The 14,793-nt window shown below is 63.9% G+C and carries 12 protein-coding genes and 1 tRNA gene; 2 read left to right on the top strand and 11 right to left on the bottom strand.

Annotation, left to right across the window (positions count from 1 at the left end; genetic code table 11):
• Positions 1-25 precede the first annotated feature (25 nt).
• From DKK75_RS06675 to DKK75_RS06685, 3 genes are all read right to left on the bottom strand, one after another.
• Positions 26-1,597, bottom strand: a complete 1,572-nt coding sequence (locus DKK75_RS06675; RefSeq protein ID WP_110452654.1) for an acyl-CoA carboxylase subunit beta — start codon at positions 1,595-1,597, stop codon at positions 26-28.
• On the bottom strand, positions 1,594-3,429 hold the full coding sequence (locus DKK75_RS06680; RefSeq protein WP_110452655.1) for an acetyl/propionyl/methylcrotonyl-CoA carboxylase subunit alpha: 1,836 nt from the start codon (positions 3,427-3,429) through the stop codon (positions 1,594-1,596). Before DKK75_RS06680 ends, DKK75_RS06675 begins: the two co-directional genes overlap by 4 nt.
• Positions 3,430-3,494: 65 nt before the next feature.
• The gene (locus DKK75_RS06685) at positions 3,495-4,601 is read right to left on the bottom strand and encodes a biotin--[acetyl-CoA-carboxylase] ligase (RefSeq protein WP_146208629.1); all 1,107 of its coding nucleotides are present in this window, start codon (positions 4,599-4,601) and stop codon (positions 3,495-3,497) included.
• 177 nt (positions 4,602-4,778) lie between these two features.
• Here DKK75_RS06685 and DKK75_RS06690 point away from each other — a divergent pair, with 177 nt between their 5' ends.
• Positions 4,779-6,671 (top strand): DUF6020 family protein, encoded by a 1,893-nt coding sequence (locus DKK75_RS06690; protein WP_146208630.1) that lies wholly within the window; start codon positions 4,779-4,781, stop codon positions 6,669-6,671.
• A complete protein-coding gene (locus tag DKK75_RS06695; RefSeq protein ID WP_110452658.1) occupies positions 6,668-7,900 on the top strand; it encodes a PucR family transcriptional regulator in 1,233 nt (410 codons plus the stop codon). The genes DKK75_RS06690 and DKK75_RS06695 overlap by 4 nt, the downstream gene beginning before the upstream one ends.
• 87 nt (positions 7,901-7,987) lie before the next feature.
• Here DKK75_RS06695 and rplA read toward each other — a convergent pair whose 3' ends face one another.
• From rplA to obgE, 8 genes are all read right to left on the bottom strand, one after another.
• Entirely contained in the window at positions 7,988-8,677 is a 690-nt protein-coding gene (gene rplA, locus DKK75_RS06700; RefSeq protein ID WP_110452659.1) for a 50S ribosomal protein L1, read from the bottom strand.
• 64 nt (positions 8,678-8,741) lie between these two features.
• On the bottom strand, positions 8,742-9,173 hold the full coding sequence (rplK, locus tag DKK75_RS06705) for a 50S ribosomal protein L11 (protein WP_015022451.1): 432 nt from the start codon (positions 9,171-9,173) through the stop codon (positions 8,742-8,744).
• 137 nt (positions 9,174-9,310) lie between these two features.
• Positions 9,311-10,144 carry a transcription termination/antitermination protein NusG gene (gene nusG, locus DKK75_RS06710; RefSeq protein WP_110452660.1) on the bottom strand — a complete coding sequence of 278 codons (834 nt, stop codon included), beginning with the start codon at positions 10,142-10,144 and terminating at the stop codon, positions 9,311-9,313.
• Between the two features lie 30 nt (positions 10,145-10,174).
• Entirely contained in the window at positions 10,175-10,399 is a 225-nt protein-coding gene (gene secE / locus DKK75_RS06715; RefSeq protein WP_110452822.1) for a preprotein translocase subunit SecE, read from the bottom strand.
• A gap of 44 nt (positions 10,400-10,443) precedes the next feature.
• Positions 10,444-10,519, bottom strand: a tRNA-Trp gene (locus DKK75_RS06720).
• A gap of 120 nt (positions 10,520-10,639) precedes the next feature.
• Positions 10,640-11,848, bottom strand: a complete 1,209-nt coding sequence (locus DKK75_RS06725; RefSeq protein WP_181414513.1) for a pyridoxal phosphate-dependent aminotransferase — start codon at positions 11,846-11,848, stop codon at positions 10,640-10,642.
• Between the two features lie 43 nt (positions 11,849-11,891).
• Positions 11,892-13,034, bottom strand: coding sequence for a glutamate 5-kinase (proB, locus tag DKK75_RS06730; protein WP_110452662.1), 1,143 nt, complete (start codon positions 13,032-13,034; stop codon positions 11,892-11,894).
• Positions 13,031-14,710: a GTPase ObgE gene (obgE, locus tag DKK75_RS06735; RefSeq protein WP_110452663.1), complete on the bottom strand. Its 1,680-nt coding sequence runs from the start codon at positions 14,708-14,710 to the stop codon at positions 13,031-13,033. The genes proB and obgE overlap by 4 nt, the downstream gene beginning before the upstream one ends.
• Between the last annotated feature and the right edge of the window lie 83 nt (positions 14,711-14,793).

Raw genomic sequence — 14,793 nt, forward strand, 5'->3', positions numbered from 1 at the left:
ATTGCTGATAATGACGAGGAGAAGCTCATAGAGGCTGATTGCCATGGTGCTTGTCGTTGACTCTGACATGCTGCTTGTCTGCCAAGAGGTCCATGGCGTGGATCAGGACCGGTCTGGTCTGCTCCGGGTCGATCATGCCGTCCAGCTCGCCCATTTCCAGGGAGAGGTTGGCGTTGACGGTGCTGTTTTCGTACTCCTGGGCCAGCCGATTGCGCAGTTCGTCCACGTCCCGGCCGGCCTCCTTGGCCTCCTGCAGGTCGCGTCGGTGGATGATGTTGACCGCGCCTTGGGCTCCCAGCACGGCGATCTGCGAGGAGGGCCAGGCGTAGTTGAGGTCTGCGCCGATGGCCTTGGAGCCCATGACGATGTAGGAGCCGCCGAAGGCCTTGCGCAGAACAATGGTGACCATGGGCACCTGGGCGTTGGCGTAGGCGTAGATGACCTTGGCCCCCCGGCGGATGATGCCGGCGTGCTCCTGATCCGAGCCGGGCTTGTAGCCGGGGGTGTCCACCAGGGTGATGACCGGCAGATTGAAGGCGTCGCAGAGGCGAACGAATCGAGCCAGCTTCTCGGAGGATTCCACATCCAGGCTGCCCGCGTCCACCATGGGCTGGTTGGCAACGATTCCCACTGGCCGGCCCTCCAGGCAGGCGAATCCGACCACGATAGACCGGGCGTAGAGCTCCTGGACCTGGACCAGCTCGCCATAGTCGACTATGGCATGGATGACGTCCAGCACGTCGTAGGGCTGCCGGTCGCTCTCGGGGATGACCGTGGCCAGGCGCTTGGCGGCCTGACGCTCGGCATGGCCGGAGATGAAGGCGTATCGGGGAGGCTCCAGGCCGCTGTTGGCGGGCAGATAGGCCAGCACGGTCCTGGCGTAGTCGATGGCGTCGGCCTCGTCCTCGCCCAGGTAGTGGGCCACGCCGGAACGAGTGTTGTGCACGTAGCCGCCGCCCAGCTGGTCCATGCTGATGGTCTCGCCCGTGGCCGCCTTGACCACGTCGGGGCCAGTGACGAACATGTCCGAGTTCTCCTTGGTCATGATGATCAGGTCGGTCAGGGCCGGGCAGTAGACGGCACCGCCTGCGCAGGGCCCCAGGATCAGAGAGATCTGCGGGACGAATCCGCTGGCCTGGCAGGTCTTGCGGAAGATTCGGCCATACTGGGTCAGGGCGGCCACGCCCTCCTGGATGCGGGCGCCGCCCGAGTCGATCATGGCTACGATGGGAACCTTGATCCGCAGAGCCATGTCCATGAGACGACAGATCTTCTCGCCTTCGGCCTGGCCCAGGGTGCCGCCCCTAACGGAGAAGTCCTGGGCATAGACGCCGACCTTGCGTCCGTAGACCAGGCCGAAGCCGGTGATGACCGCAGATCCCGCCCGGTCCCCGGCGATGTCACCGCCAGCGAATCGGCCCACCTCCTCGAAGGTGTCCTTGTCGAAGAGCAGATCCAGGCGCTCCCGGGCGGTCTGCTTGCCCTTGGCATGCTGACGGTCGCGGGCGTGCTCCTCGGCCTGCTTGGCCAAGGCGGCGGCCCGATGGATGCCCTGGCGCACCGGCTGGGAGCCCAAGGTGGATTCGGTAACGCTCATGCCTGCTCCTCCTCGCCCAGATCCAGGGTGACCAGGGTCTGGCCCGGATCCACCCCTTGTGCCACGGCCACATCAATGGTCTTCACACGGCCCTTGGCCGGGGCATAGACGTAGTTCTCCATCTTCATGGACTCCAGAACCACCAGCAGGTCGCCCTTGTCAACGTCCTGATCGGGGGCGACGTTGATGCGGGTGACCACCGCCTGCATGGTGGCCACGATGACCCCGGACCGGGCCGCATCCTGCCGGGGTGCGCCAGGCTCCTGATCCCGCAGCCCGCGCCCGCGCAGGGGCTGCCGGGGCCGGGAAATACCGCCGTGACCGCTGATGCCGCCCATGCCTCCCAGCAGCGACTGGGGCAGGGCCAGCCTGACCCGCTTGTCGTCGATCTCCACGTTATAGGTCTCCATGGGATCGCTGTCCCGCTCCTGTTCCTGGACGGATGCGCCGGAGACCGAGGCGGGCTGGCCGCTGCCGTTGGAGGCAGGCTCCACGTTCAGATAGACCCGTTCAAGCCACTTGGTGGACACTTCGAAGGAGTGCCCGTCCTCGGCAGTGAACTCGGGGTTGGTGAAGATCTTCTGGAAGAGTCCGGCCGGGGTAGGGACCCCGCCGATGCTCATCTCGCGCAGGGCCCGGCGAACCCTGGCCACAGCTGCCGGGCGGTCCTGAGCAGTCACGATCAGCTTGCCCATCATGGAATCGTCCCTGGGCGAGACCGTGTCGCCCACTTCGACGCCCGAGTCCACGCGAATGCCGGGGCCGGAGGGCCACTGAATCGACTCGATGGTCCCTGAGCTGGGAGTCAGGTTGGTGGCCGGGTCCTCGCTGGTGATGCGCAGCTCGAAGCTGTGGCCTCGGGGCGAAGGCGCCACGTTCAGGGAGCCGCCGTCAGCGATCCGCAGCTGTTCGCGGACCAGGTCCAGTCCGCAGACCTGCTCGCTGACCGTATGCTCCACCTGCAGCCGGGGGTTGACCTCCATGAAGTAGACATCGTCCCTGGGGGTGACCAGGAACTCGCAGGTGCCCAGCCCCACGTAGCCCACCGTATCGAACAGGCGGCGGGAGAATCCCTCCAGCTGGGCGATCACATCGTCGGACAGGAAGGGGGCCGGGGCCTCCTCCACCAGCTTCTGGTTGCGGCGCTGGACCGAACAGTCTCTTGTGGAGTAGACGGTGAACTGGCCGTGGCTGTCCCTGCCGGACTGGGTCTCCACGTGCCGGGCCCGGTCCACGAACTTCTCGATGAAGTAGTCGCCCAGGTCGCCGCCCTGAAGGGCATCATGGTTCATATAGAAGGTGCGCAGCTCGTCGCTGTCGTTGATCAGGGTGATCCCACGGCCGCCGCCGCCGTCAGCCTTCTTCATCATGACCGGATAGCCGTGCTCGTCGGCGAAGTCCAGCAGGGGGCGCATGTCGGTGACGGGCTCGCTCAGTCCGGGCACCACCGGCACCCGTGCTCGCTCGGCCACCTTGCAGGCGGTGATCTTGTCGCCGAGCTCATCCAGAACATCCGGATCCGGACCCACCCAGGTGATGCCCGCCTCGAGCACCTTTCGCGCGAAGGAGGAGAACTCGGACAGGAAGCCGTAGCCCGGGTGAAGGGCGTCAGCGCCTGACCTGCGGGCGATGGAGACGATCAGATCCTCGTTCAGATAGGTCTCCATATTGGTATCCCCAGGCAGCAGGTAGGCCTCGTCCGCCATCTGGGCATAGGGGGCGTCCCGATCCTGATCGGCATAGACGGCCACGGTGGCGATGCCCATCTCCTGGGCGGTGCGCACAACCCGCAATGCTATCTCGCCGCGGTTGGCAATCAGCAGTTTTTTCATTCCCCTCTCCTCACTGGTTGATCAAGGGCGATTGGACTGACAGAAAAGTATGAACATGGCAGGAATCAGGCCCTCACAGCGGCCACTTCGGGCAGGATGCCCACGTCGGCCGTGGACACATCAACTTGGCCCCCATCCGACAGCCGCACCCGCAGGGAAGCATCGGGGTTGATCTCCAGGGCACGACCCTCCACGGGAGCTCCGGACACGGGAACGACCCTGACCCGCCGACCGAGCGTCCAGCTGAGCGCGGTGATCCTCGAGCGCAGGCCCTTGGGCCCGTTCAAGGCTCTTTCCAGCGAACCATCAAGGCCAAGGGGGGCCATTTGCCCGCTCAGGTGCCAGCTGATGGCGTCGACCAGATCGTCGCGCAGAGTCTGGTAGTCGGGCAGGCTGAGGTAATGGAGCTGCAGAGAAGTGGAATCCGCAATAGGCAGCGCCTGTCGAGGCAGAAAAAGGTTGATCCCGATGCCGACGGCCAGAGCCGACCAGTCCTGATCCACCCGGACCAGTTCGCACAGGATGCCCCCCAGCTTGGACCCGCGGCAGAACAGGTCGTTAGGCCACTTGAGAGTCAGAATCCGTTCAGGCTCGCCGCCGTCGGACAGCTGGCAGCCATGGTACGCAAGCACGTCCTGGAGGCCTTCCAGAGCAGCCAGTCCAGCCACCATGGGCATCCACCCGCTAAGCGGCCCGGTAAGCAAGCTGGTGGGCAGCGGCAGGGCCCAAGTAGCCAGCAAGGAGCATCGAGGCTGGTTGACCCAGGTTCGGCCAAGACGACCGCGGCACCGGGACTGCGCATCAGCAACCGCTACGCTGAGCGGCATGGTGCGCCCCCCGGCGCCCGGCCATCGCCGAAGACCTTTACTTGCGACTCTTCCCTCGTAGTTTCTAGTCGTAGAAACACCCTGACGGGCATTTTTTCGAGGCGTACCTTCGGCTTTCCCCTTAGTGCCAGAGACCAGTACTTTCACAGCCCCCGTGCTCGTTGTCGATTCACTGCCCCCGAATAGTCGCTCGACCCGGTCGCGCGCATCCGAATAGGACGAGGCTTCCAGAGCATGAGCCACGAGCGTATTGGTCGAATCGACGGTGTCGAACACCACGATCGAGGAGACCACGCCACTGTCCAGCGATGCCGATGGTTGCCACTTGATATTCTGATGAGGCACGCGTTCCACTATACGGCACAAGGGGTCAGCCCTGGTAGCGAACCATCCACAAAAGCGGCGGCCGATTTTTGTATCTTTTCACAGGATGCTCCTGAACAGCTCATAACGCATCCTCGGATGGACACTGGATAAAATAGGAAAATCATGCAATAAACACAATCTGCGAAAGGGGTTCTTTTGAGCGCAGACGGTCGTAGGGTGCAGCCAAGAGAGGAGGTCGAGCGACCTGTGTCGACCTCGGTCCTGAAGACCAAGAGGCCTCGGCCTGGTGCATCCCGGACCGTCGGCCTGGCTCTGGCCCTGCTGGCCTGCCTCTGGATCGCCTGGTGCACCGGGCTGGGACCCATCTACCGTCTGCAGGGTTCTCTGACGCAGATAGGCCTGGCCCAAATGCTGATCATGCTGGGAACCCTGGCCGTCTGCATGGCTCTGGTCCTGGCCTGCCGCCGGATTCTGCTAGGCGGCGCACCACTGCGAATGCCGCAGCGGCTGACCGCCCTGGCACAGCGCCCACGGATGCGTGCCTACGCGGCCTTCATCAACCGGCAAACCAGCGGCTGGCGGCCCATCATGCGTCTGCTCCTGCTGGGCTGGGCCTGGGCCTTTCTTACCCTGCTGGCCGCCTACGGGGCCGACCTGTACGCACAGGCCCAGGAATGCGCCAATTTCCTGGCCCAGCTGCAGGGCGATCAGCCCCCTTACGGCGGCAATGCCTTCACCCAGATGGACGTCTACCCCATCGGCCACTACCTGTGGCCGGGGCACCCAGCCTTCCTGACGGATCAGCACAACATAGTGCTGACCCTAGCCTATGGGATGACCATCATGGCCTCCAACCACCTGACCGGATCCTATGACGCGGGCATCGTGCTCCTGGCAGGGCTGCAGGTGGTCTTTGCGGCCTTCTGCTGCGCCGTCACCGCTGACCGCTTCCTGCGCGGCAGGGGAACCGAACAGGTCGGCGCCCTGGCCCGCACCCTGGTCATGCTTTTCTTCCTGCTCTGCCCCTTCGTGGTTTTCAGCACCTTCAGCCTGACCAAGTCCCCCCTTTTCGCCTTCGCCTTCATCTGGTGGTTCGGCATCTGGCACCAGCTGGAAGCGGAGAATAGGAACTCGTCGCCTTCCGCCAGCCAAGCGACCCGACTGCGACCTGCCCTTGCGCTGAGCACCCTGATCATGCTGATCAGCGCCAAGTACGCCCTCTACATCGTCCTGGCCCAGCTGGTCCTGGCTCTGATCATCCACCGTCGTCAGTGGGTCACCATCCTGGGCGGACTCCTGCTGCCCCTGGTCCTGTTCACAGGGGCGACCGGGGCCCTGACGGCCACAGGGACGGTCATCCAGGGCGATCCCGTGGAAAGCCGCAGCATCCAGCTGCAGCAGATCGCCCGAGTGGCCCAGCTCAACCCCCATGGGATTCCTGCCCAGGCGAGGGCCGACCTTGAGCCCATCATGGACCTGGACAATGCCGCCATCCAGTACACCCCCTGGGAGGCCGACCGGGTCAAGTCCTCGGGCAACCAGCCCAAACTGATCGTCTACCGCTGGAGGACCGTGACGCCCGAGCAGATGTCCCGGCTGAATCGGGCCTGGCTCCGGGTGGGACTGCACAACCCGGTGATCTACCTGGATGCCTTCATGGCCGAGTCCTACGGCTACTTCGACCCCGGCGACCCTGCCTACGTGGCTATGTCCTACTACCTCAACAATGGTTACGTGCAGAATTCCGGCTCCTGGCTGGCGGCCTGGTGCCACGACTGGCGTAACGGGGTGACCGGATTCGTCAGAGCCTGGGCCGATACACCCCTGCTGGGCCTGGTGGCAAGGGCCAACTTCTGGGTGGTGGCCGCTCTGCTGCTGATCGTCGCCCGACTGGCAGCCGGCCACTGGCGCGGAGCCCTGTGCTGGTTCCCCCTTCTGCTGATCATGGGGGTCATGATCACCGCCCCAGCCAACAACTTCGAACGGCACATGCTTCCGGTGGACATGGCAGTGCCCTTCCTGATCCTGGATATGGTCCGGCAGAGCCGCCGTGCCCGAACTGGTGACATGATGGACCGTCTGACATGATCGGCCAGTCGAGGAGCCCCGGATCGCGGGCCAACCGCCCCGCCAAGACACAGCAAGCCCACCAGGTATCTGCCGCATCCAAAACAACCATGGAGCAGATTCTCCGGAAGACGCTGGATCATCTGGAGGAGGCGCTGCCATGGGCCAGGTCCTTGCCCCTCGATGGACGCAGAACCTTGGAGGGGGCCATTCGAACAGCTCTGGACGACCTGCTGTCCCGACTTGACGCCCAAGGCAGGCAGGACAGCAAAGTCCCCTCCCCTCTACCAGCAAAGCTCTCCCGGAGCCTGGGCCCGCACCGAGCCATGGAGCTGACCGAAGTCATTCTGGACATGCTTGAGGAGGCTGGCCGGACTTTAGGGGGCGAAGGGGAACGGTCCACGCTGATCTACACCCGCCATGCAGCCACTGCGGCAGCCAGTCTCTACGCCGACCTGGCCGAGGCAAGGAACGGACGCAAGGCCGCAGCGGAGTCGAGAATCATTCGGCATTTGATTGAGAAAACGGCAGACACACGGACTGTTGACGATCTGGCCAGGCTAGGCTGGCCGACCGAATTCGACAGCTTCGCCGTCGTTGGCGAAGCCCGAGGCAACGATGACGGGCAGGGAATGGAGAACGCCCGCCAGCCGATCCATACCACTGTTGCCCATCTAGGCGGCAGAGCCCTGGTAGGGGAAAACGAGGGGCTCATGGTCGTCCTGATCGACCCCGACCGGTCGGGCACTCCAGTTGACTTCTGCGCATCCATCCTGCGTTTCTTCGCCGACCGGTCCGCTGTCTGTCTGGGGCCTCTCCGCCATGGGACCTTCGGTGCTGGGACCTCCATCCGAGCCGCCCTGAGCACCCAGGCTGCAGCCCCGGCAATAGCTGATCCCATCACAGCCGCCCTGCCCAGGCCCCTGCACGCCGACGATCTGCTGCCAGAACGAGCCTTGAACGGAGATAAGGAGGCCTGCGATCAGCTCTACCAGGAGGTCTATCTAAGCCTGGCCGGACAGGACCCGGACGGCCCTCTGCCGACCACTCTGCTTACCTTTCTGCGCTCGGGCAGCTCGCTGGAGGCCACCGCCAAGAAGCTGGGCATCCATCCCAACACCGTGCGCTACCGGCTCAAGCGCTGCGTAGAGGTAACCGGCTGGGATGCCATGGATCCGCGAGAATCCTTCGTTCTTCAGGCAGCCCTGATCATTGGCAGAATCCGCAGATCGCATCCGTGCGCAGACTGACTGGCGCCGGTTCAAAAAGAGCGATCAAAATATAAAAAGGGCGGGAACCCGAAGGTCTCCCGCCCTGGAAGTATACGACGAACCGACTCAGAGCACCGCGATGTCCAGGGGAACGCCCGGACCCATGGTGGTGGTGACGGTGGCCTTGGTGATGTAACGGCCCTTGACCGTGGCCGGCTTCAGGCGCTTGATCTCCTCGTCAACTGCGTGGAAGTTCTCCTCCAGTGCCTGCTGCTCGAAGGAGACCTTGCCCACGGGGAAGCTCAGGTTGCCGTTCTTGTCGACACGGAACTCGACACGTCCAGCCTTGATCTCAGTGACCGCCTTGGCCACGTCCATGGTCACGGTACCGGTCTTGGGATTAGGCATGAGGCCACGGGGACCCAGCACACGGCCCAGACGGCCGACCTTGCCCATCATGTCGGGTGTGGCCACCACGGCATCGAAGTCCAGGTAGCCGCCGGCAACCTTGGTCACCAGCTCGTCGTCGCCCACCTCGTCAGCTCCGGCCTCGGCGGCTGCAGTCGCCTGGGGGCCACGAGCGAAGACCAGGACGCGCACGGTCTTGCCGGTGCCGTTGGGCAGGCTTACGGTGCCACGGACCAGCTGATCAGCCTTGCGGGGATCCACGTTCAGGCGGTAGACAGCCTCCACGGTCTCGTCAAACCCGCGCTTGGGCATGCTCTTGAGCAGGGCGATGCCCTCCTCGGGGGTGTACAGGTTGGTGCGATCGACCTTCTCGGCCGCCTCGCGATACTTCTTGGAACGCTTGGTCATCTGCTTCTCCTATCAGCAGTTGCGGTGCGGGCAAGCGTATGCCCTACCGCTCACAACGAAAATTTCAGTCGGTGACGGTGATGCCCATGGAACGGGCGGTGCCTTCGATGATCTTCATCCCGGCCTCGACGTCACGGGCCGACAGATCCTCCATCTTAGTCTGGGCGATCTCGCGGACCTGGGCCTTGGTGACGGATCCCACCTTGGTGGTCAGCGGGTTGCCTGCACCCTTGGAGACGCCGGCCGCCTTGCGCAGCAGGTCGGCTGCCGGCGGAGTCTTGGTGATGAAGGTGAAGGAACGATCCTCGTAGACGGTGATGATGCAGGGGATGACCTGTCCCATCTTGTCCTTGGTGGCATCGTTGTACTGCTTGCAGAAGTCCATGATGTTCACGCCATGGGAGCCCAGTGCGGGACCCAGCGGGGGTGCGGGGTTGGCCTTGCCGGCCTCTATCTGCACCTTGATCAGCGCGGTGACTTTCTTCTTTGCAGCCATATGCTGGTTCTTCTTTCTACGAAGCGGTGATGTCGGAGACCGTAGGTCCCCTCCCGCAACCTGTTCTTTCCAAATGCGCTCCACAGGGAAGCACAAGCTTGACGATTATCGCAGCGACCGAGGACGGCCGAGGACTTTCAGACGATCTTTTCGACCTGATCGAATCCCAGCTCCACAGGCGTGTCCCTGCCGAAGATGGAGACCAGGACGGTCAATTTCTGCGTGGTGGGCTCCACATCGGAGACCACGGCGGCCATGGTGGCGAAAGGCCCTTCGGTGACAGTGACCTGATCGCCAACGGCGTAGGAGACCTCCACAGTGCGCTTCTTGGCGGCCTCAGGCTTGTCCCCAGCGGCCTTCAGGGCCTCGGAGGCAATCATGGGGGCCATCATCTGGACGACCTCCTTGCGGCTCAGCGGAGCCGGCTCCTTGTTGGGACCCACGAATCCGGTGACGCCCTCGGTATCGCGGACGATGCGGCGGGCGTTCTCGTCCGGCCACATGCGAATCAGCACGTAACCGGGAACCCGCACTCGGGTGACGATCTTCTTGCCCTTGTCGGTGTGCTTCTCGACCTCCTCCATGGGGATCTCCACCTGGAAGACCTTGTCCTCCAAGCCAAAGGATGCCACGCGGGACTCCACGTTGGCCTTGACGCGCTTCTCATAGCCGGAGTAGGTGTGCAGAACATACCACTTGCCCTCAAGGGTACGCAGCTTCTTGGAGAACTCATCCACGGCACGCTGACCAGGATCCTCCTGGTCGACCTGGTCAGTGCTCTCCCCGTCATCAGAGGAGTTGCCAGAATCGGAGGAATCGTCCTTGCCCAGCCCGGCCTGCTCCGGAGAGGACGCGAGCGACTGATCCTGGACCTGGGCATCCTCCTGCGTGGGGGCATCGACGGACGCCGACGGGACCGATTCAGCGGCCTGATCGGGGTCCAGTCCCTCTCTGGTCAGATCATCACTCATGGATCACTCCACCTTCTACCTTGTCACAGCTCAGCCAAATATCAGGAAGGCCAGTTTGCCCAGTCCAAAGTCCATCACGGTCACAAGGACCATGAGCAGCAGCACAAAGATGAAGACTGCCACGGACCAGCCCACCAGCTCCTTGCCCGTGGGGGTCACGACCTTGCGAATCTCATCAATAACCTGCTTGATGAAGAGTCCGATACGCATGAAGAAGTTCGGCCTGGCTTCCTCAGCCCCATCCTTCTGTGCCATGGTCATCCGTCCTTCGTTTGTTCTGCATCATCTGCTGCAAGCCCTGGCAGGGAAGGCGGGACTCGAACCCACAACCTACGGTTTTGGAGACCGTTGCGCTACCAATTGCGCCACTTCCCTATCGGAACTTCCCACCAGCCTACTCGACAGGGAGGAAAAACCGCCAAATCGCAAGTTTAGCCTAAAGGGTGGATTGCGTCCAACCGTGTTGCCTCGGCAGCATTTCGGCCAGGAGCCGGATCAGGCTCTGACCCAGTCCCCAAGGCGTTGCATGCCCTCGGCCAGGTCGTCGTCGGCAAGCGCGTAGGAAAAGCGCAGACAGCCGGGCGCGCCGAAGGCCTCACCCGGCACGGCCGCCACCTGGATCTGCTCCAGGATGACCTCGGCCAGCTCACTCGATGTAGCGCAGACCGTGCCTTGCGGACCCACTGGCCGATCCAGCAGACCGGACACGTCGGCAAAGGCGTAGAAGGCACCCAGGGGTTCAGGGCATGTCACACCCTCCATGGCGTTCAAGGCATCCACGATGGCCCGTCGGCGCAGGGCGAAAGCCGACCGCATGGCATCCACGTCCTCCAGGCCACCGGTCAGTGCAGCCAGCGCTGCCTGCTGGGAAACGTTGGCCACGTTAGAGGTCATATGCCCCTGAAGCTTGGCGGCCGCCTGGGCCACCGGCAGGGGGGCAGCCAGCCAGCCCACCCGCCAGCCGGTCATGGCATAGGTCTTAGCCACACCGTTGACCACGATCAGCTGATCGCGTACCTGGGGCACCAGAGCGCCTGGATAGGGCGTACGCGCCCCCTGGTAGGTCAAGTGCTCATAGATTTCGTCGCTGATCACCCAGATCTGGCGGTCCATGGCCCAGCGGTCCACGGCAGCCACCAAGTCGGCATCCCAGATCGCCCCGGTGGGATTGGCAGGCAGGTTGAGGATAATGGCACGGGTGTGCTCGGTTCGGGCTGCCTCCAGCTGCTCCAGACTGGGAATATAACCCTGGTCGGCTCCGCTGAGAACCGGGACCGGCCGACCGCCAGCCAACAGAGCCATCTGGGGATAGCTGGTCCAGTACGGTGCCGGAATGATGACCTCATCGCCTGGGTTCAGCAGAATTTGGAAGGCCTCGTAGACGGCCTGCTTGCCGCCGTTGGTGACCACCACCTGATCCGGGTCGATCTGATAGCCCGAATCACGCAGGGTCTTGTCGGCGATGGCCTGCTTCAGTTGGGGCAGACCCGCCGTGGGCGTATAGCGATGGTTGCGTGGATCCAGGCAGGCACGGGCCGCTGCCTGCACGATGTGGTCAGGCGTAGGAAAGTTGGGTTCGCCCGCACCGAAGCTGATCACATTCATGCCCTGGGCCTTCATGGCCTTGGCCTTTGAATCCACAGCTAGAGTGGCACTGGGGGCCACCGCATCAATGCGTCTGCTCAGGGTCTGCCATTGCGCCATAGTCATGCTGTCATGCTACCGCTCGGCACCCCCAGTGCTGCGCTCAGACCAGGACCAGAGAGTCCCGATGCACCAGTGGGTGGGCATAGTGAGCGCCCAGTCGGCGGCGGAGCTCCTGGGTGTTCAGGCCCAGCATGTCTTGAGCCTCCTCGGAATCGTAGCCTGACAGGCCCTTGGCCACCTCTTGACCAGACTCATCGTGGATCCAGACCGGGTCCCCGGCCGAGAACTCACCTTGGACCGATCTGGCACCGGCCGCCAGCAGACTGGCACGACCGCCACGCAAAGCTTTGACAGCCCCCTGATCCACCAGATAGCCACCCCGGGGACGGGAGGCGAACTTGATCCAGAGCCGGTGTGAGGATCCCCTCGGACGGATTGGCGCGAATAGAGTGCCCGCCCTGTCGCCGGCCAGGGCAGGACCCGCAAGGTCGGCGCGTGTCAGGACCACAGGCATGCCGGAGGCCGCAGCAATCCGCGCCGCCTCCAGCTTGGTGGACATGCCCCCCGTCCCCAGACCGGAGACGGACCCTTGGGCATCCACCTGGTCCATGATGGCCGCCACATCGGGCACGAAATCAATCCTGCGGGCCCCTGGCCTGGATGGGGGTTCAGTGTAGAGCGCATCCACATCAGTCAGCAGGACCAAGGCATCGGCGCTGACAATATTGGCAATCAGGGCCGAAAGGTGGTCGTTGTCGCCGAAGCGGATCTCGTTGCTGGCCAGGGCATCGTTCTCATTGACGATGGGGATGACCCCCAGATCCAGCAGACGGCAGAGGGTGCGCCGGGCGTTACGGTACTGGATGGCGTGGGCGGTGTCACGGGCGGTGATCAGGATCTGACCAACCCGCAGGCCATAACGGGCGAAGGCAGTCTCGTACTGGGCCATAAGCAGACCCTGGCCCACTGAGGCCGTAGCCTGCTGGGTAGCCACGTCATCAGGACGTTGGTCGAACCCCAGGGTGCCGAAGCCGGCTGCGATGGCCCCGGAGGTGACCAGGACCAGGCGTGCGCCGTCTACGGCGGCCGAGGCCAGGGCCCCCACCAACGAACGCAGACGGCCAAGGTCCAAGCGTCCATGGGGATCAGTCAGGGAGCTGGAACCTACTTTGACCACCATGGTCCGGGCCTGGGCCACCCGAGAGCGGACCTCAGCCTCGTCGGATCCCTCCCGTCCGCTCATTGCCCAGCCTCCTCCGAACTGGCAGCATCCGTATCCCCGCGCCTTAGCAGGCCCTGCCTGTCATGGGGATCGTCGTCCACGGAAGGGTCGGCCCAGTGCCCCTGGCGCCGCTCCTGCTCCATGACCTGACGCACCGCCTGCCGGGCATCCATCATCTGGTGGTACTGGCGGCGACGCTCGCTGTTGGTGCGGCGGCGGTTGAGCCCCTGGCTCTCCTCCAGACGCAGATCACGACCCCGCGCCACCTGGGGGGTGCCGTCCAGCATTTCGGCACCGGCCGCCACGCTCGGATCCCAGTCGAAGGCCACCGCATCGTCGCCAGGGCCGATGCGGACTTCATCTCCAGGCCTGGCTCCGGCCTTTCGCAGAGCATCCTCTACGCCCATTCGGGCCAGGCAGTCGGCCAGGTAGCCTACGGCCTCTTCGTTGTCGAAGTTGGTCTGGCGAACCCAACGCTCGGGCTTGGCTCCGCAGACTCTGAACCAGGTCTGACCGGACCGTGTCTGATGCCGCTCAAGAGTGAAGTCGCCGGTCTGGTCTGCATTTCTGCGCCGCCGCTCCAGGGGGCGGATGACCACGCGTTCCTCCTGCCTGGCCTCCTGCTGCTTCTGCAGCTGCCTACGCAGGCGATCCACCAGACCGCCCAGGTAGTAGCCCAGTTCCTTGAGTCCCTGATGCGAGGCTGTGGAGACCACGAAGACCTTAAGCCCCAGGGCCTCGAAGTCAGGCCGGACAAATTCAGCCAGTTCGCGGGCCTCCGGCAGATCGGCCTTATTGAGGATGATCACCCTGGGCCGCTCGGCCATGGGGATGACTCCCAGCGGAAGCTCCAGGCGGTCGGCATAGCGGGCAAGCTCCTCCTCCAAGGCCCGATAGTCGCTCATCGGGTCTCGATCAGGCTCCAGGGTGGCGCAATCAATGACATGGGCGATGATCTCGGTGCGCTCGATGTGCCTCAGAAACTCCAACCCAAGGCCTTTGCCCTGGGAGGCGCCCGGGATTAGCCCTGGCACATCGGCCATGGTGAAGCGGCTCTCCCCTGCCTGGACCACGCCCAGGTTGGGCACCAGAGTAGTGAATGGGTAGTCGGCAATCTTGGGCTTGGCCGCGCTCATGGCCGCCACCAGACTGGACTTGCCTGCACTGGGGAAACCCACCAGGGCCACGTCGGCTATGGATTTGAGCTCCAGCACCAGGTCACGCTCCTGACCGGGGTCCCCCAGCAGTGCAAAGCCGGGAGCCCGCCTGGCCTTGGTGGCCAGGGAGCGGTTGCCCAGTCCACCCACGCCGCCTTGGGCCGCCACGAACCGGTCCCCCGCATGAGCCAGGTCAGCCAAGCGTTCGCCCGGCTGCTTGCGCTCGCCTTGGCCTCCCTTGGCAGTGAAGACTACAGTGCCCACCGGCACTGGCAGGATCAGATCCTGGCCACGGCTGCCGTCCTTATCACCGCCCAGACCCATGGTGCCCGATTCAGCCTGGCGGTGCGGCAGAAAACGGTAGTCCAGCAGACTGGTCGCGTTGGCGTCTGCTTGAAGAATGACCGAGCCGCCCTGGCCTCCGTCGCCCCCGTCGGGCCCAGCCAGGGGCTTGTACTTCTCGCGGCGGACAGAGGAAGCCCCATTGCCGCCGTCGCCACCCTTGACATGGACGGTGACCTGATCCACAAATGCGCTCATAGGGGCCCATGGTACTCAATCCGGCCTGACATGCGGCCCCTGAGAGCTGAATGCCCGGCATCTCCATACATAATGCAAAAAGG

Source organism: Bifidobacterium asteroides (assembly GCF_003202695.1).
Classification (GTDB): domain Bacteria; phylum Actinomycetota; class Actinomycetes; order Actinomycetales; family Bifidobacteriaceae; genus Bombiscardovia; species Bombiscardovia asteroides_G.